This is a genomic window from Pandoraea sp. SD6-2, assembly GCF_000389825.1.
GTDB classification, from domain to species: Bacteria; Pseudomonadota; Gammaproteobacteria; order Burkholderiales; family Burkholderiaceae; genus Pandoraea; species Pandoraea communis.
Map to the genome: position 1 here is coordinate 117,225 of NZ_KB944424.1, position 25,227 is coordinate 142,451.

Consider the following 25,227-nt stretch of genomic DNA (forward strand, 5'->3'; position numbering starts at 1 on the left):
CCACGACGGATAAACGGAACCACTATGCTTTCCATTCGTAATCTGCAAGCCGGCTACGGCAAAGTGCAGGTGCTGCACGGCATCGACATCGATGTGCCGAGCGGCCAGGTCGTCACGCTCATCGGATCGAACGGCGCAGGCAAGACGACGACCATGCGTGCGGTGTCGGGCATGATCAAGCCGACCGCCGGTGAAATCACGCTGGGCGAGAAGCGTATCGACGGGCTCGACTCGCATCGCATCGCCAAGCTGGGGCTGGCGCATTCCCCCGAAGGCCGGCGCGTGTTCGCCACCATGTCGGTCACGGACAACCTTCGGCTCGGCGCTTTCCCTCGCCTGACGGGCAGCCGCCCGCGCGGCGATGTGGCCGCCGATCTGGAGCGCGCGCTGGATCTCTTCCCGCGTCTCAAGGAGCGGCGCAATCAGTTGGCGGGCACGCTCTCGGGCGGCGAACAGCAAATGCTCGCGATGGCCCGTGCGATCATGCTCCGCCCGGACATCGTGCTGCTCGACGAGCCATCGATGGGGCTGGCGCCGATTCTGGTCGACGAAGTCTTTCGCATCATCGGCAATCTGAAATCGGAAGGCGTGACGATGCTGCTCGTGGAGCAGTTTGCCGCGGCCGCGCTGGCAGTCGCCGATTATGGTTACGTGCTGGAGAACGGCAACATTTCCGTACACGGGCCGGCCGGCAGCCTGCGCAACGACGACAAGGTGCGCGCAGCCTATCTGGGCGGCAGTCACTGATCTCGCGTCAAGGCGCGTTAACGGCAACGGGCAGCCTGTATGGCTGCCCGTTGTGTTTTCCGAGAGGCAATCTTGGGCGAGGTCAGCGACTCACGTCGACCACGTTGCGGCCATGAGTCTCGCCTTTCACCATCGGCAGGCGGCGCATCGCCCGTGTTGCAGCGCGGTCACTGCGCGAAGGCAGTTGCGGCGGCGATGGCCTCACGGGTCTCTCGTGAGAGAACGTCGATCAATTGCGCCGCCGGGAGGCTGCGGGCAAGCGGTGCCGCCTGACCGGCCCATTGCGCCGCATAGCCACTTTCCTTGTGCGCCTTCGCGGCGGCGTTGAGCGACTTGCCGGCGTCGTACGTCATCGGATAGTCGGGGATGGCAGGGCGGCCGGGCACTTGCTCCAATGCCCAGAAGTGATTTGCCAGACCGCGTGCCGGACGTCCGGAAATCGCGCGAATGAGCGCGGTGCGCGGCGGTTGTCCGCTCAGTAGCGCTTCGCGGTAGGCGGCGTCGGCGCCAGACTCCGGACATGGCACGAAGGCGGTGCCCATTTGCGCGGCCTGCGCGCCCAGGGCCAGGACTGCCGCAATGCCCGCGCCGTCCATGATGCCGCCCGCCGCGATGACCGGCAGCGAGGTGCGGGCGACCAGCCGCCGCACCAGTGCGAAGGTGCCCAGTTGTTCATCCTCGCTCGGCTGACGATCGCCTTCGTCGTTGAAGCGCCCGCGATGTCCGCCGGCTTCCCAGCCCTGCGCCACGATCGCGTCGATGCCGGCCGCCTCGATGGCAGTGGCTTCCGCCTCGTTGGTCGCGGACGCGAACAACACGATGCCGACGGCCTTCAGTGCGTCGATCCATGCTTGTGATGGCAGCCCGAAATGAAAACTGACGACCGCCGGGCGCGTTTCGAGAAACATCTCGTACATCGCCACATCTTCAACGAAGCTCAGATAGATTTCGCGCAACGAGGCAGGTGGCTTGGCATCGAAGCGAGCGAACGCCGGCGCGAGGTACTCGAGCCACGCCGCGTCGCGGGCGGCATCGGCCTGCGGCGGTACGTGGGTGAAGACGTTCACGTTGAAGGGGCGGTCCGTCAGTACGCGCGTCTGGCGAATGACTTCGCGTGCTGCCTCGGCATCCATATTGCCGACGGCAAGTGACCCGAGGCCACCTGCGTTGGATACCGCCGCGACCAGTGCGGGCGTCGATGCCACGGCCATCGGCGCCTGAATGATCGGCGTGGACATACCGAGACGCCGGGTGATGTGAGTTGTCGATGTCATGGACGGCGCCTCGATCAGAACGTAGCGGCCAGATCGCGCAGCGCGTCTAACGTCTCATGCAGTTCTGCACGCAGCACGCCCACGAGTTCGGCGGCAGGCATGGCGCGGGCAAGCGGCGCGGCCTGACCGGCCCATTGCGCGGCGTATTCGTTGTTGCCCTTGGCCTTGGCGGCGGCGTTGATGGCCTTGCCCGCGTCATACGTCACGGGATAGGCGGGCAGGTCGGGGCGCCCGGCCGTTTGCTCCAGCGCATACAGACGGTTCACGAACCCGCGTGCCGGACGTCCCGAGATCGCGCGAATCAGCGCGGTACGCGGCGGATGCGCGCCGGTCAACCGCTCTCGATACGCCGCATCGGCCGAGGATTCCGGGCAGGCGACAAAGGCTGTGCCAAGTTGCGCGGCCTGCGCACCCAGAGCCAGAACTGCCGCAATGCCTGCGCCGTCCATGATGCCGCCTGCGGCGACGACCGGCACCGACGTGTGGGTGACGATCAGGCGCACGAGCGCCAGCGTGCCCAGTTGCTCGTCGTCGGTCGGCACGCGGTCGCCCAGATCTTCGAAGCGGCCACGGTGGCCGCCGGCCTCGTAACCCTGCGCCACGATGGCGTCGACACCGGCTGCCTCGATGGCACGGGCTTCCGCGAGGTTCGTCGCCGAAGCGAACAGCGTGATCCCGGCCGCGTGCAGCGCGTCGATCTTCTCCTGCGACGGCAGCCCGAAATGGAAACTGACGACCGCCGGGCGCTCTTCGAGCAGCATGGCGAACATAGCGTCTTCGGCGACGAAGCTCGTGTAGATCTCGCTCAACGTGGCGGGCGGCTTGGCGTCGAAGCGGGCGAACTCCGGCGCGAGGTAGGCGAGCCAGGCAGCGTCGCGCGTGGTGTCGAGCTTGGCGGGCGCGTGACAGAACACGTTGACGTTGAACGGCTTACGGGTCAGGGCGCGCGTGTCGTGGATCGACTTGCGTGCCGCCTCGGCATTCATCGCCGCAACGCCGATCGAGCCGAGGCCGCCAGCGTTGGAAACGGCAGCGGCGAGCGCTGGCGTGGATGTGCCAGCCATCGGCGCCTGAACGATCGGTGTCAGCAAGCCGAGTCGCTCGATAAGTGCGCGATTGCGAAATCGGGAAGCGGTGGAGCTAGGCATGACGATCTGCACCTTGGAAGGGGTTCGGTGGGGGAAGAGCGAAGGTCACAGCAGCACTATGTTCACTATGGCATACGCTTGATCGCATAAAAGATACCACTTAAATGCATCTTTATGTCGGCAGCCCCTGAAATTGACAGGGGCATCTCGTCAAGTGTTTCAGATGTGCGGTGTCAGACTGGCTCAACGGGGCTGTCGTCGGTCATATGAGCCTCGTTGTCTCCCATCAGATCGGCGGCGCGCGAGCGCAGCATGTCCGCCCGCCGGAAGTAGCCGATGACAGTCGCCACGCTCGTGTGTCCCGTCATTGTCATGGTCTCGGCCAACGGCACCTGTTGAATTGCCGCTTCGGTTACGAAACCGGCACGTAACGAGTGAGCGGAGAAGTCGCCCTCAAGGTTGGCGAGTGCGCAGCGCTCACGCACGATATCGCGCACTGCGGCCTCGGAAAGAGGCTCGCCGACGTGTCCGCCTCGTCGCACTCGACGGAAGATTGGACCGGTTGCAATGCCCGCCGACGTCAGCCAATCCGTCAACGCCACGGCCGCAGCGCCCACGACCGGTTTTTCATTTTCGGGGAGGTCGACGCCTTGCTGGTTCGTTTTCGACCAACTGAGTGTATAGACGTAATGCTCCGGGCCGGTGCGCCGGACGTTCTCGCACGTCGCGCGTACGACTTCGGAGCGTCGGCGGCCTCCGCTGGCCCAGGCAAACAGCAACAGCGCCCGATCGCGTTTGCCGCGCAGCGAGTCGTCGCAAGTCGCTAGCAGCGCACGCAACGGCTCGCGCGTCAGCGCTTCTTTTTTCGCCGTCCGGACGCCGCGCTTCGCATAGGCACGACGCGTTTTCGCGAGCAGTTCGCGTACCGCCGGATCGCCACACGGATTCGGCAATTCCCGCGACGTATGCAGCTTGGCGATGACGCTCAGCCGATGGAGCAGTGTGGCGAGTGCGGGCGGCCCCCGGCGAGCTTTGAGACCTTGCGCGACCAGCGCGGCATCGACGGCGTCCGGCATCTCGGTTCTGAGGCCATGTTTGCCTTGGTGCTGGGCGTGATCGACGACGAACTGCACGACGACAGTCGGCGGCAAGGGCGTAACGAGCGCCTGCCCATAACGCAGCCGATACCAGCCCATCCAGTAGCGCATGGCCGATTGATAACTTTGGCGCGTATTAGCCGAATCGCCTTCCCGGGCGAGCGCTTGCGCGGCTTCACGCGCATCGGCATCTAGCGCTCCCGGATCCAGAGGCGCCGGCAACGCAGAGGCAGAGCGGCTTTGTGTCACCGTGCCAAACGCCAAATCGGGGGATGGCGTGCGGTTAGGTGTAATTTTTCTGCCTGACATATGATTTCATATGTAATATGTAAGAAATATAACGTATTTAATAAATAATCCGCGATAATCTTCCATTATCGTGGGTTATTTGGCAATGCCGTCGATCTTCAGGAGTGCTTCGCGATGACTATGTCCCAAACACCGAAATCCCCCATGCCCTCGGCGTTGCCTCGACAGGGTGGGCGCGGGATCTCCGAGCAAGACGTCTGGATGGCGGCCGATGCGTTGTTGATGGCCGGGCAGCGTCCGACGATCGAGCGCATTCGTCAGCAATTGGGCCGAGGGTCGCCGAATACCGTCAGCCCGTATCTCGACGGCTGGTTCGCCGGATTGGGCGCGCGCTTGCAGGGTGGCGCCAATGCGGTCGCAGGATTGCCTGAGGGCGTGACGATGCCGGAGCCGGTGGCGCGTGCGGCGCTCGATTTGTGGGGGCTGGCCCTACAGGAAGGGCGTGTGGCATTGGCGGAAGAAACCGCGAGTCGTCGCGCAGTGCTGGACGCGCGTGAGGCCGAGTTGGCAGCGGATCGCGAAGCATTGGAGCAGGCGCGCGCCGTACTCCACGAGCGGATTGCGTCGGCGGAAACGGCGGCCGCCGATGCGCGTCAGGCAAGAGACGAAGCCCAGGCGCAGGCGCGCCGCGCGGAGACGTTGCTGATCGATGCGCAAGCGGATGCCGTCGCGTCTCGACAGGCCGTGGCTTCGGCCCGAGACGCAGTGCAAGCGCTTCAGGACGAGCACGCCGCACACCGCGCCAATTGGGATGCGGAGCGCACCAAACTTGGGGAGCGAGCGGAGGCGAACGAGCATCGTTTGATGCTTGAGCTTGATGCTGCTCGCGAGTCCATCAAATCGTTGCAGCAGGAGCGCAAGCAATCGCAACGTCAGTTGCAGGAGGCGGAGGCGGGGTTGGCGGCGATGAGCGAAGCGCAGCACGAGATGCGTGCGGCCAAGTCGTTGCAGGATGCCGTGATTGCGCGGTTGCGGGAGCAAGTTGCTGCGCAAGAGTCACTGGCGGCGACTTATCAGGCAATGCTGGCTGCGCCGCCTGCGCCGCCTGCGCCCGGCGGCGTCGCCGGCCGAGCTACGCCGCCCGGCCGCAAACGTCGCGTGAGCAGCGCCGCCATGCCGGCGACCTCGGTGTTGCGCCGGCCACGGCGTACATGAGGGTTCTGAATTTCGCAGCGTGAGCGGTTCGGACGGAAGGCCGGACTTCCCCGTCACGCTGGTATTGACCCTCGCACGAATTCAGCGCGTCGACCGCGCTTCTCTCTCACCTCGTCAGCGCCAACGCTGGGCTATCCGATTGCCATCCACCGCCCAATGCGCGGAAGGTGGCGACGGCGGCGCGGGCGTTGTCGGCCTGCGCGAGCGCGTCGGCCTCGCGCACCGACAATAGCTGGCGGTCCGCGTCGAGCACTTCGTAGAGGCTGACGGCGCCGCCGGTGTAGGCCTCTTGGGCGCTGTCGCGGGCGCGCGTCTGTGCGTCAACGGCGCTCGCCAGATCCTTGCGTTGCTGCTCAAGTTCGACAAGCGTGACGATCGCGTTTTCCACATCCTCCGTCGCGCGCAGCATCGACAGACGATATTCCGCAAGCGCTTGCGCGTTCGCGCCGCGTGCCTGTGCAACCTCGGCATCGATCCGGCCGAAGTCGAACAATCGCCAGCGCAATCCCAGCGCGGCCAGCGGCTGGAACGTTGCCACACTCGGCACGCGTCCGCCAGCCAGCGTTTCGAAGCCCAACACGCCTGACAGCGACAGCTTGGGGTAATACTCCGCCAGCGAAGCACCGATGCGTTCGTTCGACGCAGCCAGTCGCCGTTCGGCTGCGATAACGTCGGGGCGGCGACGCAGCAGATCGGCCGGTGCGCTTGCGTCGCCGATGGCGGGGATCGTCAGCGGCCGGGCTTTCAGATCGTCGTCCTGCGTGGTGGCGCTCATGGGGCGCGCATAGGTGCCGGGGGCGGCGCCCATCAGCACATCGAGTCGATTGAGTTGTGTCTCGCGCTCGATACGTAGCGGCGGCAATGTGGTGCGTACCTGTGCGAGCAGGGCCTCGGACTGCGCCACTTCGCGGGCCGTTGCCAGACCATCCTTGAAGCGCAGACGGACGATCTCCATCAGCCGGGCGTCGGTCTCGATCTGGTCCTGGGCGATCGCCAACCGCCGCTGTGCCGCCCGCACCCGGAAATACGCATCGGCCGCTTCCGCGACGATGCTCACACGAACACCATCCTGTTGCGCCTGTGTGGCTTGCGCCAAAGCGCCCGCTGCCTGTGCCGAGCGTTGTAATCCGCCAAATAGATCCAGCTCCCAACTCGCTCCTGCCCCAATGTCGTAGTCCGTGAAGTTGCGGTTGTAGCCGGGTACCGTGCGCGCCACCGCGCCTAGTGGACTCTCCAGCGATTGATGCTCGCGCGTGACGCTGCCGTTCAGTGTCAGCGACGGCAATCGCTGCGCTCCCGCCGCGCGGGCCTGCGCCCGGGCTTGCGCCACGCGCGCTACCGCAGCCTGCAGATCGAGATTCTGCGCCAATGCCTGCTCGACGATGCGGGTCAGCACCGGGTCTTGAAAGCTTGTCCACCACTTATCGAGTCGCACGGCCTCGGCGGCGTCGCCGACTGCGGCGTGATGCGCGGCGTCGCGTTGCGCTAACCAGTCGCTGCCCGCGAAATGTCCCGGCAAATCGGCCTTCGGCGTCACATAGTCGGGGCCGACGGCGCAGCCCGCCAGGGCGCTGACACATAGCGCCAGCAAGGCATGGCGCAGGATCGGGGAGATGATTCCGGGCATCGTCAGCAGAGGGGAGTTCATGGAATTTAATTGGTAACTTGCAAGTTGATAGTCGCAACTCTATACTCACTTCCATTATGAAAGCAACCCCTCGTTGCGCGTCTCATTACTCCCCCTAGAGCGAAGAAGGATCGACCGATGACATCCCCGAGCACTCCCGCCCAGAACGCCAGCCAGACGGGCGGCCATTCCGAGAAGCGCGCGTTTTCGCGACGCCTTGCCGTGCGCGGCGCGTTGGTCGTCGTGGCGCTCGCGGCATTGGGTTATGGCACCTACTGGTGGACGACAGCGCGCTATCTTGAGTCGACGGACGACGCGTACGTCGGCGGCGACGTCACGGTGCTCGGGCCGAAGGTGCCCGGGTACATCGCGCAAGTCCTGGTGACCGACAATCAGTCGGTGCACGCTGGCGATGTGCTGGTGCGTCTCGACGATCGCGACTACCGCGCGGCGCTGGCGAAGGCCGAAGGTGCGGTCGCAGCGCAGCAGGCGCTGCTGGCCAATCTGGACGCCACTGCCCGGTTGCAGACGGCGGTCATCGCGCAAGCGCGTGCCAGCGTGGTGGCGGTGGCTGCGGATGCGCGTCGCGCGCACGACGATCAGGTGCGTTATCAGGACCTGGTCGCCAAGTCGGCCGTGTCGGTGCAAAGCGCGCAGAGGGCGGACGCGGATTACAAGCAGATCGCAGCGAACCGCGATCGTGCCGAGGCGGGGGCCGTGGCGGCAGAGCGTCAGCTCGACATCATCGCCACGCAGAAGCAGCAGGCGCAAGCCGCGCTGGCACAGGCAGTGGCCGAGCGCGATATTGCCAGGCTCAACCTCGAAGACACGGTGTTGCGGGCGCCGGTGGATGGCACCGTCGGCAACCGGCGTGCGCGGACCGGGGCTTATGCGCAGGCGGGCACGCAGTTGCTCGCCATCGTGCCCGCGCATGGTCTGTGGGTCGATGCGAACTTCAAGGAAGGGCAGGTCGCGCATCTGCGCGCCGGCATGCCGGTGAAGATCGAAGCTGACGTATTGCCGGGCCGGGTATTTCATGGGCGAGTGGCGAGCCTCGCGCCGGCTACCGGGGCGCAGTTCAGCGTGTTACCACCAGAGAACGCCACGGGCAACTTCACCAAGATCGTCCAGCGTGTGCCGGTTCGGGTGCAACTCGACGCCGCCGATGGCCGCCTGGGCACGTTGCGTCCCGGACTGTCGGTGACGGCGGAAGTCGATGCGCGTGGCGACGGTAGCGACACGTCTTCCGCGCCCGGGGCGGCAAAGGTTGCCGCGCGATGAGCGCCGCGCAAACGGGGGCGGTGCAGCCGCTGCCTGCGGGCGAGGCGGGCGGTGCGAGGCCAGCCCATTCCGCCAACGATGAGCGAACGACCGGCGCGCCGCCCGCGCCTGGCGATGGCTACTCTGCCGACGCCATGTCGACGCAAGCGAAGGTCATCGCCTTCGCGACGATGGTGGTCGGCATGTTCATCGCATTGCTCGATATTCAGATCGTGTCGGCGTCGCTAAGAGACATTGGTGGCGGGCTGTCGGCCGGTGCCGATGAAACGGCGTGGGTCCAGACGAGCTACCTGATTGCCGAGATCATCGTGATTCCGCTCTCGGGCTGGCTCTCGCGAGTGATGTCGACCCGCTGGATCTTCGCGGCGTCTGCGGCGGGCTTTACTGTGGCCAGCCTGCTGTGCGGTGCGGCGTGGAACATCCAGAGCATGATCGCGTTTCGCGCGTTGCAGGGATTCCTTGGCGGTTCGATGATTCCGCTGGTATTCACGACGGCCTTCGCCTTTTTCACCGGGCCGCAACGTGTGCTGGCCGCCGCAGTGGTCGGTGGCCTGTCGTCGCTCGCGCCGACCCTGGGGCCGACCATTGGCGGATGGATTACCGATAACTACTCGTGGCACTGGCTGTTCTTCGTCAACCTCGTGCCGGGCATTTTCGTGACGGTCACGGTGCCGCTGCTGGTGCGCATCGACCGTGCCGACTGGTCGCTGCTGCGCGGTGCGGACTATCTGGGCATCGTTCTCATGGCAGTCAGTCTCGGCTGCCTCGAGTACACACTGGAAGAAGGGCCGCGCTGGGATTGGTTCGGCGACAGCACGATTCGCACGACGGCATGGCTCGCCGGGCTCTGCATGATCGCGTTCCTCTGGCGCAGTCTCACGTTCGCAAGGCCCATCGTGGATCTCCGGGCACTGAAAGAGCGCAACTTCGCGTTAGGCTGCTTCTTCTCGTTCGCGACCGGCATCGGTATCTTCGCGACGATCTATCTCACGCCACTATTTCTCGGACGAGTGCGCGGATTTTCGGCGTTCGAGATCGGTATGGCCGTCTTTTCGACGGGCGTGTTCCAACTGATGTCGATCCCGATCTACGCGGCATTGGCCAATCGCATCGATTTGCGCGTACTGATGATGCTCGGGCTAGGGGGCTTCGCCTTGTCGATGTGGCAGTTCGCACCGATTACCCACGACTGGGGCACTTGGCAACTCATGTTGCCGCAGGCATTGCGCGGTGCGGCGCAGCAGTTCGCCGTCGCTCCAATCGTCACGCTGACGTTGGGGAGTCTTCCGCCCGCACGGCTGCGTCTGGCGTCGGGCCTGTTCAATCTGATGCGAAATCTCGGCGGTGCCATCGGCATCGCGGTGTGCACGACCGTGCTGAACGACCGGACGAATCTGCATTTCTTCCGGCTGGCCGAGCGCATGGGCGAGGGGAGTCCGGCGGTCGGGGCGTGGCTGGCGGGCGTTGGGGCGCGCATGAGTGCGGCGGGCCTCGATGCCCTCGATGCGCAAACGGCGGCGCTGCGTCAGCTTTGGTTGTTGACGCTGCGTGAGGCACAAACGATCACGTTCGGCGACATTTATGGTGGATTGGGTCTGATCTTTCTTTGCGTGACACTCATGGTGCCCCTGATGCGCCGGGTTGCACCTCCCAAAGCGCCGAGCGCCGACGCGCATTAAGGCGTCGGCAGCAGAATTCACTTCAGATAATTTGCGTGATGATTGATCGGTAAGTCATTGATTTTTATTGGGGTACTGATTGGGTGCTTGCGCCATGTGTGGGAAATCGTGCTGCCGCGACACTGGCCGGCTTGCTTGCAGGTGTCGACGCGCTTATGCTCACTTGCATGGTAATAGGCAGCGTCGGCCCTCTCCGAACGCGAGGAGTCCTTATGCAACGAAAGACATTCCGCGACATGCAATGCCCTATCGCCCGCAGCCTTGAGCGCGTGGGCGAGTGGTGGAGCATTCTGATTCTGCGCGAGGCCGGCTACGGCACGACCCGCTTCGACGATTTTCAGCGACGCCTCGATATTGCGCCGAACATGCTGACCCGCCGGTTGAACGCGTTGGTCGAAGAAGGGTTGCTGGCGCGACGGCAATATTGCGACCGGCCGCCACGCTTCGAATATGTGCTCACCGATGCCGGCAGAGATTTCCGGCCGGTGCTGTGGGCGCTGCTCGCATGGGGAAACCGGCACTTTGCACCGGAGGGCATTTCGGCTCAGCTGATTGACCGGGAGACGGGGGAGGTCGTCGAACCGGTCGTGATCGACGCGGTGACGGGGGTGCGGCTGAACCCGAAGCGTCACATTCCGACGGCAGGGCCGGCGGCCAACGAAGGGATGCGCAAGCGGCTTGCCCGGGCGGCGGCCTTTGCGACCGGGGAGCCGTTTGACGAGGGCGCTGCGCCAGACGTGCCGGAAGCCGACGTCGAGACCACAGCCGAGACTGCCGGGCGCTGAAGCGGCGGCGACGGATGACAGGACGCGTGACTCAGGCGATTCAGGCCATCGCCGGTGTGTCGGGTACCCCCGGCAATGACGCAAGCAGCCGGGCGAACGCATCGCCCGTGAGCGGTTTGCCAAGCAGGAAACCTTGCAGTTCGTCGCAATCGAGTGTCTTGAGCGCCTCGCGCTGCGAGGCCGTCTCGACGCCCTCGGCCACCACGTCCATATCGAGCGAGTGCGCCAGCGCAATGATCGCCGACACGACGGCGCTGCCTTCGTGGCCGCAGGTGTCGAGCCCGTTCGTGAAGAATCGGTCCATCTTCAACTGCTTGACGCGGAAGCGCTGCAAATACGCGAGACTCGAATATCCCGTGCCGAAATCGTCAATCGCCACTTCGAAGCCGTGATCCTGAAACGCGCGGATCACGTCGATGGTGTGCTGGGCGTCGAACATTGCCACCGTCTCGGTGATTTCGAACATGAGCCGGTCGTGTGCGATTCCCACCTCGTTCACGATCTGAACAATGTTCTCCACCAGCGACGACTGCGCCATCTGGCGCGGTGAGAGGTTGATCGCGACCTTGACCGGGGGAAGACCGGCGGCGTCCCATTCCCTGATGTGCTGGCAGGTGGCGCGCACGACCCAATAGCCGATCTGGACGATCTGGCCGGTGCGTTCCGCCACCGGTATGAAGTCGACCGGTTGCAGGTCTCCGAAGGTCGGATGCGCCAGACGCAGCAGCGCTTCGGCGCCAGCCAGTGCTTCGGTGTCGCCGCGGTATTTCGGCTGGAAGTGCAGTGAGAAATATTGTTCGTTCTGCGCGTCGTGCAGTGCCTGCTGGATTTCCCAGGTGCGTTGGGCGGCAGCATTCATGCGCGGCTCGAAGTAGCGGTAGATGCCGCGTCCGGCGCGCTTGGCTTCGTACATGGCGGTGTCGGCATGCTTGAGCAGCATGTCGATGCTGTCGCCATCTTCCGGGAAGAGGGCCACGCCAATGCTGGGCACGACGTGCAGCGATTGGTCGCCGACACGCAATCCGTCGCGCATATCGTCGAGCAGACGTTGTGCCACGCGCCCTGCAACCTCCGGTGACGACAAAGACCCGAGCAACACGACGAACTCGTCGCCGCCCAGACGGGCAACCAGGTCGTCGCCGTTCACATTCTTGCGAAGGCGCTTGGCGAAGGCGCGAAGGACGTCGTCGCCCACGTTGTGGCCGAGCGAATCGTTGATAGTCTTGAAGCCGTCCAGATCCATGAAGAGCACGGCGAAACGGCGCTGGTCGCGACGCGAGTTGATGAGCATGCGGGCTGCGGCGTCGTGCAGGGCGCGGCGGTTGGGCAGATCGGTCAACGCATCGTAAGTCGCCATGCGGGCGATCTGCGTGTTCAGTTGCAGCACGGAGTTGGCAAGGAAGCTGGTGCGGGCGTCGAGGCGCGAGACGAGCAACGTGGTGACGAGAATCAGGAAGGTGAACAGACTGATGGTCGTCACCAGCCACGGCGAACTGACGCCGCCGGCTGCACCGCAAATGGCGCCCGGCGTAAAGTTGGCGGCCGCCATGCCGGTGAAGTGCATCGCCGTGATGGCCCCCCCCATGACGACGGCGGCACCGACTCGCTTGGCCAAGACATAGCGCAGACTGCCGTCGCGCAGCGTCCGGGCGATCCACAGTGCGGCGGTGGCTGCGGCAATCGCGATCAGAATCGACGCCGCAAAGAGTCCCGGATCATATTCGATATCAGGATTCATTTTCATCGCCGCCATGCCGCTGTAGTGCATGGCAGCGATACCGAGGCCGAGCGTGATGCCGGCACAGCCCAGCCGCCACCTGGAGCAGCGTTCATCGGCAATCAGCCAGAGCGCCGCCCAGGAAATGGCGATGGCAATGCCGAGAGAGCCTGCCGTGATGCCGGGGTCATAGCCCAGCGGGATGGTGGTCGTCGATGTCAGTGGCGACCACGAGGGCGACAGCGACAAGGCAAGCATGCCGATGAAGTGCATGGACCAAATGCCGATACCCATGGCGGCAGCGCCCACGGCAAGCCACGCGTGACGCATGCCACGGTGAGTCAGGAGGTAGATGCGACCCGAAAGGTCGAGCGCCGTGAACGACGCGAGCACTGCAACCGCAAGCGATAACGCAACAAGCCAACCACTGTACGAACTGGACATATGAAAACCAACCGAAAAGTCCCGCTTAACTGGTTATCGGCATGGGTGGCCAATAGTTGAGGGTGGTGTCGGAATTTTTCCGACAACGCGCTGCGCCCAATGCGACGGGAGCCGGGAATCGGCCGATGTCCGCGCACATCGCGCCAATGCTCGACAGTGCTGATGCCATGGTGAATAATCCGTCCATACCCGCTCCGGCGAACGTTCTCGGCGATGGGCGCCCTCGTGGCGTTTCGCGTGCAACGTGTCGGTGGCGACCCTTCGGACCACGAAATCGAGGGCACGAACTAGGGAGCAGGCGGGGGAATAATACGGCAGCCCTCGATTTTGCCTGATTTCCGTCGGAATTCCTCGCACTGCGTCAATCTTGGTGGTCAATTTGCCCGCTGGAGCTGTGCTATGCGCATTCGCATGTGGCTGTTGCAAGTGTTGGTGGTATGTGGAATGACAATGGCGCCGGGGCTTCCGGCGATGGCTGCAACGTCTGCCGCTTCTGCCTCGACCGGGGGCGCAGACTCGGCAAGCCGGGGCAGTAGCGCGTCAGGGGCGGTCTCCCCTGAGAGTGGCGCTTCTGCCACCGATGCTCAGGATGGCGTCGAGCTGCGCTTCATGGACCGTCCCGTCGTGACGTTTCGCGGCGTCATCGGCGGCGCCACGCCGGCCGTGCGTGCGGCGCGGGCGCAGTCGGTGCTCGAGAGCCTGCCGACCAGCGCCTTCGACGCCCCGGTCGACGTGCTTCGGGCCTCGCTGGGCAGCGTCTCAGGCGTGGCCTTCCGCGTTCAGGACCGGATTCTTTTCGCGATGACTGCAGACGACCTCGCGCCGGGCGACCCGCGCACGCTCGACGCTGCCGCCGAGGACGCTCAAAAACGCCTGCAAGTGGCCTTCGCTGCCCGTCGCGAACAACTGCATTGGCCGACCATCCTGCGTGGTGTTGCCCTCAGCGCGCTCGCGCTGGTCGTGCTTGCGATGCTCCTGATCAGCATCGGCCGTATGCGGACCCGACTGGAGGTGCGCCTGCAAAGCGCCTTCGAGAAACGCATTTTGCAGCGCACTGCGCGCACCTTCGACTGGACCGGCTCGGCGGTCCACCTCGTCCATCAGATCGTTCAGATCGGCGCCGTGTGTCTGGCACTGGCCTTCGGCTATCTGTACCTGATTTTCGTGCTCATGCAGTTCCCGGCCAGTCAGCCGATGGCTGGGCGGCTATCGGCCTTTCTGTGGACGCTGGTCGACCGTTTCGGGATCGGGGTTGCCGCTTCCATCCCGGGGGTCATGACGGTCATCGTCATCTTTCTGCTGACACGCGCGCTGCAAAGCCTCATCAACAACGTGTTCGATGCGGTGCAGAGCGGGCGTCTGACCATTCCCGGCATGCATCCCGAGACGGCCGGGGCCACGCGGCGTGTGGTCTCCGTGGTGTTGTGGGGGCTGGCGATCACCTTTGCCTATCCTTATATGCCGGGTGCGCAGAGCGACGTCTTCAAGGGGCTGTCCGTGTTGCTGGGCCTGATGGTGACATTGGGCTCGAGCGGTATCGTCAACCAGTTGATGAGCGGGATGGTCGTGATCTACAGTCGTGCGCTGAAAAAGGGCGATCTTGTTTCGATCGGCGATGCGACGGGTGTGGTTGTGAGCGTCGATGCGCTCTCGGTGAAGATCGTCAATCTGGCGGAGCAGTCGCTGACCATTCCGAACGCGGTGGTTGTCGCGTCGACGGTGCGTAATTTCTCGGCGCAGGGCCACGAGCGAGCCGTCGCCCTCAGCACGACGCTCACCATCGGCTACGACACTCCGTGGCGGCAGGTTCATGCCATGCTGATCGAAGCCGCAGGACACACGCCGCAGGTCGCCCCCCAGCCGGCGCCGTATGTCCTGCAACGCGCCTTGTCGGACTTCTACGCCGAGTATGAGATCTTCGCCACGTTGCGAGACCCGTCAACACACTTTGCCGCGCTCTCGGCGCTGCACGAGAACATTCAGGACGTCTTCAACCGTTACGGCGTTCAGATCATGTCGCCGCACTTCCAAAAGCAACCGGATTCGTCGCTCACCATCCCTCCGGAACACTGGTATCCGGCACCTGCTCGCGCTCCGGCAGGCGAGCGTCCACCGGCGTCTGTGTCACCTGCTGCATCGCAAGAACAAGGAGCTGGTCATGCCCGCTAAATCGTTGCCTGCGTCTGCGTCGTCCAAAGTGAGTGCCACTGCGTCTTCTGCTTCCACGCCGTCGCTCGATGCCGATACGCTGCCCGTGCCGGTGGTGCCGTTTGAAACCCGTGTCGCCGTTGGACGAAAGCTGCGAGAGAAAACGCCTCGGGGCAGTCATGCCCGCCTCGGGAATACCGATCGGGACATCATCGAACTGCTGCGCACGAGCAGCGATGGGCGCGTTGGCGCGCTTGTTCCATTGCGCTATGGGCGCATGCTGGCCTCACCCTTTGCGTTCTACCGGGGCAGTGCCATCGTGCAGGCGCACGATCTTGCGGGCACCCCGAATACCGGCCTGACCATGCAGATTTGCGGAGACTGCCATCTGGCCAACTTCGGCGGGTTCGCCACGCCGGAGCGCACGCTGATCTTCGATCTGAACGATTTCGACGAGACCGCACCCGGCCCCTGGGAGTGGGATCTGAAGCGTCTATGCGCGAGCCTGGTGCTCGCCGCCCGGCAGTTCGGCTTTGGCGACACCCTGGGTGTCGAGATGGTGCGTACTGCCGTGAGCTCCTATGCGCGGCGTCTGGACGAGTACGCTCACATGCCGACCATCGCGCTATGGCATGAGCAAGTCACGTTCGAGCGCATGCTCGGCCTTGCCCAGACCGAGCGCGTGCGCGAGGGCGTCAAACGCGGCATTGCACGAGCAAGCGGGCGCACGCATGAAAACGTGTTGCCCAAGTTCGCTCAGCACGTCGGCGATCACTGGCAGATTCGCGACGCGCCGCCCACGGTCTTCCACGTCCACGGGGCGACGACGCTGTTCGGTCCGGAGGACGACTGGCTCGGGCTGGGTGACTGGCGCAAGCTGTTCGCCCCCGTGTACAAGAGCTATGTGGATTCGCTGTCACCCGATCGCGCCCGTATGCTGGCGAACTATACGCAGGAGGATCTGGCGTTCAAGGTCGTGGGCGTTGGCAGCGTCGGCACACGGTGTCTGGTGTTGCTCATGATGGATACCCATGAGCAACCGCTGTTTCTGCAATTCAAGGAGGCGTCCAGGTCGGTCGTCTCGCGTTTCTTCAGGAACGTCACGCCCAAGCATGACGGACGCCGCGTGGTCGAAGGCCAGCGACTCATGCAGGCGGCGTCCGACGCCTTTCTCGGCTGGGGTTCCGGCCCGTTCGGCCGCTGCATTTACGGACGCCAACTACGCGATATGAAGATATCCGCACAGTTCGAGCTGTTCCGGGCCGACGGTTTCCGGGAATATGCGGGCCTTTGCGGGTGGGTGCTGGCGCGTGCCCACGCCAAAGCCGGCGGGTGCGCCGCGGAGCTGGTCGGTTACGTGGGCAAGGGCGTCCGTCTGGGTGAGGCGTTGACCCGTTACGCGACGGATTACGCCGATCAGGTCGAGCGCGATTACGAGGTGTTTCGCAAGGCGTGCCGCGACGGGCGGCTCGAAGCTCGCACCGATGCCGACATGGCCGCCGATTTCATGGCATGAAGGGGTCATCCCGCCAAGGCACTCCGAGGACTGAGAGGAGGGCTTTGGCGCATGCCAATGCATCGGTGGCGAGCACACGCCGCATTGGTGCCGCGACACGGTGCTAAATGGGTAATTCGTAGGAATTGTCCGATGTATTAGGCGGCATATGTACGTAAGCCTCGTGCAGATGCCACGTTTCATCCTCGCAGATTGCTTTCGAAATTCACTGCAAGGCATTGATTTTCATGTGAATTCTTAACGTGGGAATCGACATCGAATCGACGTTGTGCCGTTTGCCAGCGTCCGCCTACACATCTTTCAGATTTCGCCGATTCGCCGGATGAAACCGGCTATCTACAATCAATTTCAACAAGACCGGTGCCAGTCGCAACAGCACGGACGGCAGTCGAGGAGGTTGGCATGGCGAAGCGCATCCCCCCAACGCGGAAGTCGTCGCAGGACCAGACGGCGGACACAGGGGAGCAGTACGAGCAGCACGCACTGACGCATGAAGACGGTGACGCCGAGACGATTGGCGCGCAGCCGCCGCCCGCCTCGGAAGGCGATGCGGATGCCCAAAAGCATGCAGCCCGGCAGTCGGCCACCCGTGGTGCACAGACGTTGCATGCGCAAAAGCAGAGCGACCCGGCATGGCTTGGTGCCTCTGACCCGGAGCGTCCGTCGCAGTCTTTGCGGGTCGATTGGCCGGAAGGCACGGAAGGGGTTGAGACGGTACGGAACCCCCGAGACACCGAAGGCAAAACGATGTCAGGCGAGGCCGAGTGGGCCACAGGGAGCCGGGGCCGCGATGGCGACGAGCAAGGTCACGCGAATGCAGGCGTGCGGGGCAGGCCGCAAGAGACGGCAAACGCCACCGTCCATGCCCGCTCGCGTGGCCCGTCGTCTGCCGACGTCGCGGTTCGTAACGATGTCCGCGAGGCGTTGTCCGAAGCACGCGACCTCGAGGTATCGCATGTCGACGTCACGGTGGCTTCGGGACTGGTGTTGCTCACGGGTTATGTTCCCGAGCGCTGGATGAAGCATGTGGTGCAGACGGTCGTCTCGAAAGTCCCCGGTGTGAGCGGCGTGGACAACCGGTTACACGAGCGTCGCGATAAGGCGATGAGCCGTCCGGGCGAAAGTCAGGAAGGTCACAAGATCTGACGGGTAACACTGCGGTACGGGACATCCGACCACCCGGCCCGTGTTGTCGAAAGACACACGCTTCGGGGGCTGGCGAAAAAGGCAGGATCGGGCATCTCCCAGCGAGGAGATGTGTCGCCAATGACCCGGTCGTCGCAGGGGCACCGCACGTGAGGCGTGCGAGAGGTGATGTCCAAGGCGGCAATGCCGCCGATGTGACGGCTAATTCTCGGGAGATCAACAATGAAACAATCGAATCTGCTCAAACTTGTCATGGCCGGTGCACTTGCAACGACGGGCCTTGCCGCACACGCCCTCGATCAGGGCGGGATCATCAAGATCGCCGATAACGCAAGCGCCAGCGGCGTCATGAGCGATGCCGGCCGCAAGATCGACGATTCGGCGCTTACCGCCAAGATCAAGGCTGAGCTACTCGCCAAGAAGGACGTGCCGTCGACCAAGATCCACGTGACTACGCGTCATGGTGTGGTGCATCTGACCGGCTCGGTACCGCAGTCGGCGCAACGAACCCTCATTGTGGATACGGTCAAGGGCGTTGACGGTGTGGTCGACGTCAAGGACGACATCAAGGTAATGAAGTAACTCGGATTTCGTCATGTCGAGGGCGTGTGTTCTCACGCCTCGACGTCACTGGACGAAGGAGACCATCATGATGGGCATCGAAAAGGATGCGCTCAGAAAGGCGCCAGGATTCGACAAAGATTGCTGGCCGAGTATGGCCGACCTGCATTGGGCCGAGCAGGTGCATACGTATTACACCGTCGACCCGTATTGGCATTGAGCCGCGAGAGACCTCGTTCATGCCGAGCCCAATTGAAATCTGCCGGCTGACGCGGGCTCCTCGCCTGTATGCGCACCTGCCTGAGCCTTACGACCCAGGCAAGCCGCCTGGGATACCGCCGCCGAAGTTGCCGCCTCCCGATGAGGACGAACCGACGCCGGTTCCCCCGCCTGACAAACCACTGGACCCTCCAGTGGAAGAACTGCCGCTTACGTTGCCGCTGTAAGTGGCAATGTGCGGATCATGACCGTTCAGGCGTGCTCGCACGATTAGCGGCCGGATCGGCAAGGGAGGAGAGTCATGCTTGGCACCATCTTGTTGATTGTTTTGATTCTGTTGTTGATCGGCGCGATACCCGCGTGGCCGCATAGTCGCGGATGGGGCTACTACCCGTCCGGTGGCATCGGACTGGTGGTGATAATCGTGCTGGTACTTTTGCTCTTGGGGCGTATCTGACGCCGGCGGCGCTGTGCCTGGCGCAATCCGCCGGTATGACCGAAGTTTTACCAACGGTTCCCACCTGACATCGGGCGGGCCGTGTGCAAGGAGACACCACCATGCCTTATCGTCAGACTCACGATCTACCGGCAAGCGTCAAGGATCACTTGCCGGCGCATGCACAGGAGATTTACCTCGAGGCGTTCAATTCTGCCTGGGATGAGTACCGCGATCCCGGCGAACGTCGTGGTCATGAATCGCGGGAAGAGACTGCACACAAAGTTGCCTGGGCCGCCGTGAAGAAGACCTACGAAAAGGATGAAAAGTCCGGTCAATGGGACACGAAGAAGTCGCACCACTGATCGACAATTCGGGGAACGGCGCGGATGCGAAGGCGATATCCATTGTCAGCAGTGCACAGGAAAGACGCCGTTCACCACCGACCCTCAATACAGTTGCCGCCGGTCCCCGCGTCCGGAGTGCAACCGTAGATTACCGGCCCACCTACTTGGGCCGGTTTTTTTTATGGGCGCGTTGGAAAGGTGCGCCCGGCGTTGTCGTTGCAGACATATTGCAACGCAAGGCACGAACTGCCGTTTCGAGTGAAATCTTACGCAATGGTGAGGTTTTGATGATGTTGCGTTGCGGCGCATGCGCTGCAGGAGTAATCGGGTTGGCGTAAAATCGCCATCCTTGAACGGGGCTGCCTCGATGGATCGACGTCGCCAGAATATGCAGCGCCCGATGCCGTTTTCCTTTGTCGCTGGTCGTTGCGTATACCTCCAGTCCCGCACCGGCTGTCATTCCGAATTCCGATGAGTGCCCCCCAAGTCCTGCCTGCTGAGGCTGCCGAAGCCTTGCCTCAGTCGTCCATTCCCGTCTGGCTCTCGTTCGTGGCGCTTGCCATGGGCGGCTTCGGTATCGGAACGGGTGAGTTCGTCATCATGGGTTTGCTACCCGATGTTGCCCATGGTCTGAACATCACGATTCCGCAAGCTGGCCATGCGATCAGCACCTATGCACTGGGTGTCGTGATCGGTGCACCGTTGCTCGCCGTGCTTGGCGTGCGTCTGCCGCGTCGCGCCTTTCTGATCGCGCTCATGGCGATGTTTGCCATTGGTAATCTGGCGAGCGCGCTTGCCCCGAGCTACATTGCACTGATTGTGTTGCGTTTCCTGAGCGGTTTGCCGCACGGCACCTATTTCGGTGTCGCCGCGCTGGTCGGGGCGTCGCTTGTGCCGCCACATCGCCGCGTGCATGCCGTGGGGCAGGTCATGCTGGGTCTGACGCTCGCCACGCTTTTCGGTGTGCCATTGGCCGCGGGTCTTGGTCAGTGGCTTGGCTGGCGTGCGGCGTTTGTGCTCGTCGGCATCATTGGTGCGATCACGGCTGTCATGGTGTGGCGCTGGGTGCCGAATGCCCCGGCACCTCACGGTGCAAGCCCGTTGCGCGAATTGAATGCGCTGCGCAACTCGCAGGTGTGGCTTACGTTGGGTATCGGTGCGATCGGCTTCGGTGGCATGTTCGCGGTGTTCAGCTATATCAAGCCGACGCTTATGCAAGTGGCCGGTGTTCCCGAAGCCTGGGTGCCGTTCTACCTTGCGCTGTTTGGCGTTGGCATGGTGGCAGGCACCATCGTGGGGCCGCGTCTGGTGGCGGCCGCCTCGCTCATGCGGGCTATCGGCGGCACGCTGATCTGGTCGGCGTTCCTGCTCGGGGCGTTCACGCTCACGGCGTCGAACCCGTGGCTGGCCGGCATTAACGTGCTTGCCATCGGCACCATCATCATCATCGGCCCGGCTTTGCAGATTCGACTGATGGACGTCGCAGGGGAAGCGCAGACACTGGCGGCGGCGCTCAATCATTCGGCGTTCAATATGGCCAACGCCGCTGGCGCCTGGCTCGGCGGCGTGGCGATTTCCGCAGGCTACGGCTGGACGTCGACCGGTTGGGTCGGTGTTCTGCTGTCCTGCGCCGGTATGGCGATGTTCCTCTGGGCGCGGCGCGACGCCCGTCGAAAGGCCCGGTAACACAGGCCCTGCATTGCCCACATGGCGAGGAACGCGAGCGGATACGCCCACCAGATTCCAGTGAGTCCGGCGATCCGCTCGAAGCCCCATGCAGCGGGCACTTCGATGCCCAGTAGTCCGGCAACGCCCAGAAGCATGGGTATCCATACCTTTCCGCTCGCGCGCATGGCGCCGACCATGATCGCTGTCATCCCCATGAACAGTGTGCTCCAGGCCACGATATAGAGCAGATGGGTGGCAAGCGTCAGCACGTCCGGGTCGGTCAGAAACCCGCGCATGATCGTCGGAGCCGCCAGACACACCAGGACGATCAGACTCCCCGTCAATCCCAGATTGCAGAGAAAGCCGGTACGTACGATGGCGCCGACGCGTTCGCTGCGGCCCGCGCCGATGGCGTGTGCACACAGAATCGATGCGGTGACGCCAAGCGTCATCACGGGAAGCTGCAACCAGCTCATCACTTGCGTGACCGCCCCGTAGGCTGCCGTGGCGTTCGCGCCGTGGCGATTGACCATGCCGAGCAATGCCATCTCGGCGATGGCCATCGTAAGCATCTGCATAGCAGCCGGGACGCCGATGCGCAGAATGCCACGCGCCAGCGCCGGGTTCCAGCGAACGGCACGCCACAACGCTTGATCGGGCGCGAGCGGGTGTCCTTGACGACGCCAGCAGGCCGCCATCCACAACAGCGCAATGCTGAATGCGAGCAGTGTCGAGGCGGCGGCGCTGGCTACGCCGAGCCGGGGAAACGGTCCCCAGCCAAAGATGAACGCCGGCGTGAAACCAAGCGAAAGCAACGTGGCAATCAGCAGGGTGAAGAGCGGTGAGACGGCGTCGCCCGTACCACGGCTCATGGATGTCGTCAGCCAGAGCAGGAACACGATCGGCATGCCGACAAGCATCCAGCGCGCGTAAAGGGTTGCGGCGTCGAACACGCTCGCGGGTGTACCGAGCCCGCGCATGAGCGGCTCGGCGAACAGACCGCCGAGCACGCTGATGACGACACCTGCCACGAACATCATCATGAGGGCCGTGCCTGCGATGTTCCGCACCCGGATCAGATCCCGCGCGCCCCATGCCTGCCCGATCATCACCGTCGCGCCAGCAGACAGCCCGATCACGACAGCGAGCAGAAAGAAGAAAACGGGAAAGAATGCCGAGACCGCAGCGATAGCGTCGGTGCCGATGAGATGGCCGAGATATATGCCGTCGACCGTGCCCGCAATGGACTGAAGCGCGTTGGTCAGCATCATCGGCCCGGCAATCATGAGCCATGTGCGCCAGAGCGGGCGGCGCGGCGCGGGTGGAGCGGGTGGAGCGGAAGTGGGTTGCGTCATGGTGTGAAGTTCTTGGTCGGGTTGTGAACGGGGCATATGCGAAGCTGCGGCAAAAGCAACAGGCAAAGCGGTGCCCGTCCGGTGCGGCGGTCCGCCCGGTGAGCATGGAAATCAGGGAGTCGGGGCGCTGCGCGCGCCCCTGTTTAGCGGGTCTTAAACGGTCCCATCGTTGCCTTATGCGGCGTCGTCGGCCAGATCGTCCGTGGAGGTCAGTCGCAGCAAATGCGTGCGTACGTCTTCGGGCCAACCGGCAATTCGTGCGCCAAGCGCGTCGAGATCCTGCGCAAAGAGGGCACGCGACGCTTCTTCGAAGTCGGGCAGATCACCTGCAATAGTCGACATGAAGTGATAGGCCCGCTCCTGTGCGCGGCGCAGCAGATCCCGTCCGGCATGCTTGCGGCGTGCTTCGTCCACCAGCTTGCGCAAGACGACGGATGCGCCGCCAGGCTGCGCGGCCAGCCAATCCCAATGACGCGGCAACAAGGTGACTTCACGCGCCACGACGCCTAGCTTGGGGCGGCCTCGTCCTTTGACGGCAGGCACATCGGATGCAGCGACGGCTGAGGCCGATGCGGGGTATCTCGCCCGTATGTCGGCGGCCGAGCCGCGCACATCGACGTCGCGCGTGTCTCCGGTCAGGTTGTCGAAAATCAGCACCGAGGCGTGCGGGTCGGCAATCATCGCCTGCTGATAGGCGATGGCCGCGTCGGCGAGCGAGCCCGACGCGATGCGACGCATGTCGCGAAAGACGGTATATCCAAAGGAATTGGCAAGCACAGCAGACTCCGGTAGCGATAGGCACATGTCGGTACCGGCGAATATTACCCGGATGTTATTCGAATTTCAATATTATCCGGGTAATATTTTCTGTGGAGAGGCGCGCCAGGTGCGGGTGGAATTCAGGCTGTGAGGGCGACACCGCCGTTCAGGCGTTCAAGCACGGTGGCGCGCACGGCTTTCGGTGCTTCGCCGAGCAGCGCAGGCCACTTGGCCTGCGCCTCGCGGACGGTCTCCCGTGCGATGGTCGTCAACCGGCTGACGCGAAGGAGTCCGGCGCCCCGGAGCAAACCTTCCAGGGCGTTCCAGTCGAAGGCGCGCAGTGTTTTGTCGATGGCCCGGTTCACCCCGTAGTGCGATTCGGGGACATCGAGGAAGAAGGCGGCGACGCACACCGGGTCGTACACCGGCGCCAATTGCGGCGTATGGGCGTCGGGATAGGTCAGCGCCCAGTTCTTGAGGTGGGCGTCGGTATTGCCGAGCAGGATGAAGGCGATCAGGCGGCGCAGGAACTCGCGCACGTCGCGCACCGGCTCGCCGGACAGTTGGTCGAGCACTCGCAGCATCGTCGTGTAGTCGGTATCGAGCCCGCGCCCGTACTTGCTGCGCGGTGGGTATTGCAGCACTTGTGCGAATTCCTCCATGTGCACGCGGCGTCCGTTGGGCAGACGGTCGAAGCGGGGGACGGCGAGGATATGTTCGAACGGCACCTGCTCAGGCAAGTCGGCATCGCGTCGCGAGATGATCTCTGCCTTCGCGCAATCCAGATCGAGGGCTTCGCATAGCCGATAGCCCGTGAATTCGTTTTCGACCAGATCCGGGTGACGTGTGGTCGGCAGCTTGAGAATGACCGAGCCCGCGCGTCCCTGGCGTTTGACGATATAGCGCCGGCCGTCACGAATGGCGGAGAACTTGGTGACCACGCCGGGCAGCGAGGCAGCGTCTTCCACCGGTGTGTCGACGAAACCCGGCTCCACCATTTCGAGACCAAGGGCCGTGTGCCAGCGGTGGACAACGTCCGGAACGCCTTCTCGTGCCGGCACGGGTTCGACTTCGAGCGCGCCCATCAGATCGTGACCGGCCGCGGCGAGCAGCTCGAACTCGTCGTCCGGGCTGCAACGGCGCTCGGCGGCGAGGCGTTCGCGGTTATGGCCTTCCGGCAGCAGATTCTCGAAATAGACCGGCCAGCGGCCGTCGGTGCGCACCAGACGAGCATCTTGCGGCGACGCGAGAATCTCCCGTGTCGCGGCCTCGTTGGCGCCGCGATAGGCCAGCGAGAGCACCGGACGCCGGGCATCGGCGATGTAATCCTCGTCGAACGACATGCGGAGAATGTCACCGTATTGCGAGAGATAGCCGATGGCGCGACGCGTCCCGTCGGGCATGTGCAGATAGGCGCGCAGATATTTGATGTTCATGGACAGAGATCCGAGGGCCTGGGCGGTTTAGCGGGCGAGCGTCTCGACGATGGAGGGCGGGGCGGAAACACCGCTGGGTTGCGCGAGGTATTTACCGCCGGAGCGAAGAAACGACTCGACTTCCTGCCGCAAACTGGCCGGCACGAGCATGGGCTCGAGTCCGAGGGCGCGCGCTGTTTCCAGCACGGTCGACATGCGCGGGTCGAGTGCGCCGGACTCCATTTTTTGTACCGTCATGCGAGACAGCCCGGCGCGATCGGCCAGCTCCGCTTGCGTCATGGCGGCTTCCTTGCGTGCCGCCACCAGCGATTCCATGAAGCTCATAATGATGTGCTTTTATCGGAAAATGATGCTTTATCTTAGCATCTCGCCAGGCAATTTTCCATGAAAAGCTAATGAAAATTAGCTTTTGTGAAAAAAAGATAATTGTACT

23 protein-coding genes are annotated in these 25,227 nt (G+C 63.7%); 13 read left to right on the plus strand and 10 right to left on the minus strand.

Annotation, left to right across the window (positions count from 1 at the left end):
* Window positions 1-24 precede the first annotated feature (24 nt).
* The gene (locus C266_RS03215; protein WP_010807855.1) at window positions 25-747 is read left to right on the plus strand and encodes an ABC transporter ATP-binding protein; all 723 of its coding nucleotides are present in this window, start codon (window positions 25-27) and stop codon (window positions 745-747) included.
* A gap of 167 nt (window positions 748-914) precedes the next feature.
* Here C266_RS03215 and C266_RS03220 read toward each other — a convergent pair whose 3' ends face one another.
* From C266_RS03220 to C266_RS03230, 3 genes are all read right to left on the minus strand, one after another.
* Window positions 915-2,021, minus strand: coding sequence for a nitronate monooxygenase family protein (locus C266_RS03220; RefSeq protein ID WP_051126114.1), 1,107 nt, complete (start codon window positions 2,019-2,021; stop codon window positions 915-917).
* Window positions 2,022-2,035: 14 nt separating this feature from the next.
* Window positions 2,036-3,169 (minus strand): nitronate monooxygenase family protein, encoded by a 1,134-nt coding sequence (locus C266_RS03225; protein WP_036661328.1) that lies wholly within the window; start codon window positions 3,167-3,169, stop codon window positions 2,036-2,038.
* Between the two features lie 173 nt (window positions 3,170-3,342).
* Window positions 3,343-4,515, minus strand: coding sequence for a site-specific integrase (locus tag C266_RS03230; protein WP_081636135.1), 1,173 nt, complete (start codon window positions 4,513-4,515; stop codon window positions 3,343-3,345).
* Between the two features lie 114 nt (window positions 4,516-4,629).
* On the opposite strand from C266_RS03230, the gene C266_RS03235 reads away from it, so the two are divergent.
* Window positions 4,630-5,670, plus strand: a complete 1,041-nt coding sequence (locus C266_RS03235) for a DNA-binding protein (protein ID WP_081636136.1) — start codon at window positions 4,630-4,632, stop codon at window positions 5,668-5,670.
* Window positions 5,671-5,776: 106 nt separating this feature from the next.
* Here C266_RS03235 and C266_RS03240 read toward each other — a convergent pair whose 3' ends face one another.
* Window positions 5,777-7,318, minus strand: a complete 1,542-nt coding sequence (locus tag C266_RS03240) for an efflux transporter outer membrane subunit (protein ID WP_010807860.1) — start codon at window positions 7,316-7,318, stop codon at window positions 5,777-5,779.
* A 117-nt stretch (window positions 7,319-7,435) separates the two neighbouring features.
* On the opposite strand from C266_RS03240, the gene C266_RS03245 reads away from it, so the two are divergent.
* The 3 genes from C266_RS03245 to C266_RS03255 all read left to right on the plus strand — a co-directional run bounded on the left by C266_RS03245 (window position 7,436) and on the right by C266_RS03255 (window position 11,042).
* Window positions 7,436-8,578: an HlyD family secretion protein gene (locus C266_RS03245; protein WP_010807861.1), complete on the plus strand. Its 1,143-nt coding sequence runs from the start codon at window positions 7,436-7,438 to the stop codon at window positions 8,576-8,578.
* 134 nt (window positions 8,579-8,712) lie between these two features.
* Window positions 8,713-10,257, plus strand: coding sequence for a DHA2 family efflux MFS transporter permease subunit (locus C266_RS03250; RefSeq protein ID WP_036661336.1), 1,545 nt, complete (start codon window positions 8,713-8,715; stop codon window positions 10,255-10,257).
* A gap of 212 nt (window positions 10,258-10,469) precedes the next feature.
* The gene (locus C266_RS03255; RefSeq protein WP_010807863.1) at window positions 10,470-11,042 is read left to right on the plus strand and encodes a helix-turn-helix domain-containing protein; all 573 of its coding nucleotides are present in this window, start codon (window positions 10,470-10,472) and stop codon (window positions 11,040-11,042) included.
* A gap of 40 nt (window positions 11,043-11,082) precedes the next feature.
* On the opposite strand, the gene C266_RS03260 is transcribed toward C266_RS03255, so the two are convergent.
* Window positions 11,083-13,203: a bifunctional diguanylate cyclase/phosphodiesterase gene (locus C266_RS03260; protein ID WP_010807864.1), complete on the minus strand. Its 2,121-nt coding sequence runs from the start codon at window positions 13,201-13,203 to the stop codon at window positions 11,083-11,085.
* A 609-nt stretch (window positions 13,204-13,812) separates the two neighbouring features.
* Here C266_RS03260 and C266_RS03265 point away from each other — a divergent pair.
* The 7 genes from C266_RS03265 to C266_RS03290 all read left to right on the plus strand — a co-directional run bounded on the left by C266_RS03265 (window position 13,813) and on the right by C266_RS03290 (window position 19,594).
* The gene (locus tag C266_RS03265) at window positions 13,813-15,372 is read left to right on the plus strand and encodes a mechanosensitive ion channel family protein (protein WP_010807865.1); all 1,560 of its coding nucleotides are present in this window, start codon (window positions 13,813-13,815) and stop codon (window positions 15,370-15,372) included.
* On the plus strand, window positions 15,362-16,867 hold the full coding sequence (locus C266_RS03270; protein WP_010807866.1) for a DUF2252 domain-containing protein: 1,506 nt from the start codon (window positions 15,362-15,364) through the stop codon (window positions 16,865-16,867). Before C266_RS03265 ends, C266_RS03270 begins: the two co-directional genes overlap by 11 nt.
* 402 nt (window positions 16,868-17,269) lie before the next feature.
* A complete protein-coding gene (locus tag C266_RS03275) occupies window positions 17,270-18,013 on the plus strand; it encodes a BON domain-containing protein (protein WP_010807867.1) in 744 nt (247 codons plus the stop codon).
* Window positions 18,014-18,235: 222 nt separating this feature from the next.
* Window positions 18,236-18,595, plus strand: coding sequence for a BON domain-containing protein (locus tag C266_RS03280; RefSeq protein ID WP_010807868.1), 360 nt, complete (start codon window positions 18,236-18,238; stop codon window positions 18,593-18,595).
* Between the two features lie 67 nt (window positions 18,596-18,662).
* Window positions 18,663-18,794, plus strand: coding sequence for a hypothetical protein (locus tag C266_RS28235; protein ID WP_010807869.1), 132 nt, complete (start codon window positions 18,663-18,665; stop codon window positions 18,792-18,794).
* Between the two features lie 300 nt (window positions 18,795-19,094).
* Window positions 19,095-19,250 carry a DUF3309 family protein gene (locus tag C266_RS26545; protein WP_010807870.1) on the plus strand — a complete coding sequence of 52 codons (156 nt, stop codon included), beginning with the start codon at window positions 19,095-19,097 and terminating at the stop codon, window positions 19,248-19,250.
* Window positions 19,251-19,351: 101 nt separating this feature from the next.
* Window positions 19,352-19,594 carry a ChaB family protein gene (locus C266_RS03290; protein ID WP_010807871.1) on the plus strand — a complete coding sequence of 81 codons (243 nt, stop codon included), beginning with the start codon at window positions 19,352-19,354 and terminating at the stop codon, window positions 19,592-19,594.
* A gap of 142 nt (window positions 19,595-19,736) precedes the next feature.
* Here the strand turns inward: C266_RS03290 and C266_RS27230 are convergent, their stop codons facing one another.
* Window positions 19,737-20,036, minus strand: a complete 300-nt coding sequence (locus C266_RS27230) for a hypothetical protein (protein ID WP_144265691.1) — start codon at window positions 20,034-20,036, stop codon at window positions 19,737-19,739.
* Between the two features lie 11 nt (window positions 20,037-20,047).
* Here C266_RS27230 and C266_RS03295 point away from each other — a divergent pair, with 11 nt between their 5' ends.
* Window positions 20,048-21,262, plus strand: a complete 1,215-nt coding sequence (locus C266_RS03295) for an MFS transporter (RefSeq protein WP_010807872.1) — start codon at window positions 20,048-20,050, stop codon at window positions 21,260-21,262.
* On the opposite strand, the gene C266_RS03300 is transcribed toward C266_RS03295, so the two are convergent.
* The 4 genes from C266_RS03300 to C266_RS03315 form a co-directional block, all read right to left on the minus strand.
* Window positions 21,160-22,599: an MATE family efflux transporter gene (locus C266_RS03300; RefSeq protein WP_081636138.1), complete on the minus strand. Its 1,440-nt coding sequence runs from the start codon at window positions 22,597-22,599 to the stop codon at window positions 21,160-21,162. The genes C266_RS03295 and C266_RS03300 overlap by 103 nt on opposite strands.
* A gap of 174 nt (window positions 22,600-22,773) precedes the next feature.
* The gene (locus tag C266_RS03305; protein WP_036661242.1) at window positions 22,774-23,403 is read right to left on the minus strand and encodes a DUF2239 family protein; all 630 of its coding nucleotides are present in this window, start codon (window positions 23,401-23,403) and stop codon (window positions 22,774-22,776) included.
* A 95-nt stretch (window positions 23,404-23,498) separates the two neighbouring features.
* Window positions 23,499-24,800: a type II toxin-antitoxin system HipA family toxin gene (locus C266_RS03310; RefSeq protein ID WP_036661244.1), complete on the minus strand. Its 1,302-nt coding sequence runs from the start codon at window positions 24,798-24,800 to the stop codon at window positions 23,499-23,501.
* Between the two features lie 21 nt (window positions 24,801-24,821).
* Entirely contained in the window at window positions 24,822-25,118 is a 297-nt protein-coding gene (locus tag C266_RS03315; protein ID WP_010807876.1) for a helix-turn-helix transcriptional regulator, read from the minus strand.
* Window positions 25,119-25,227 lie beyond the last annotated feature (109 nt).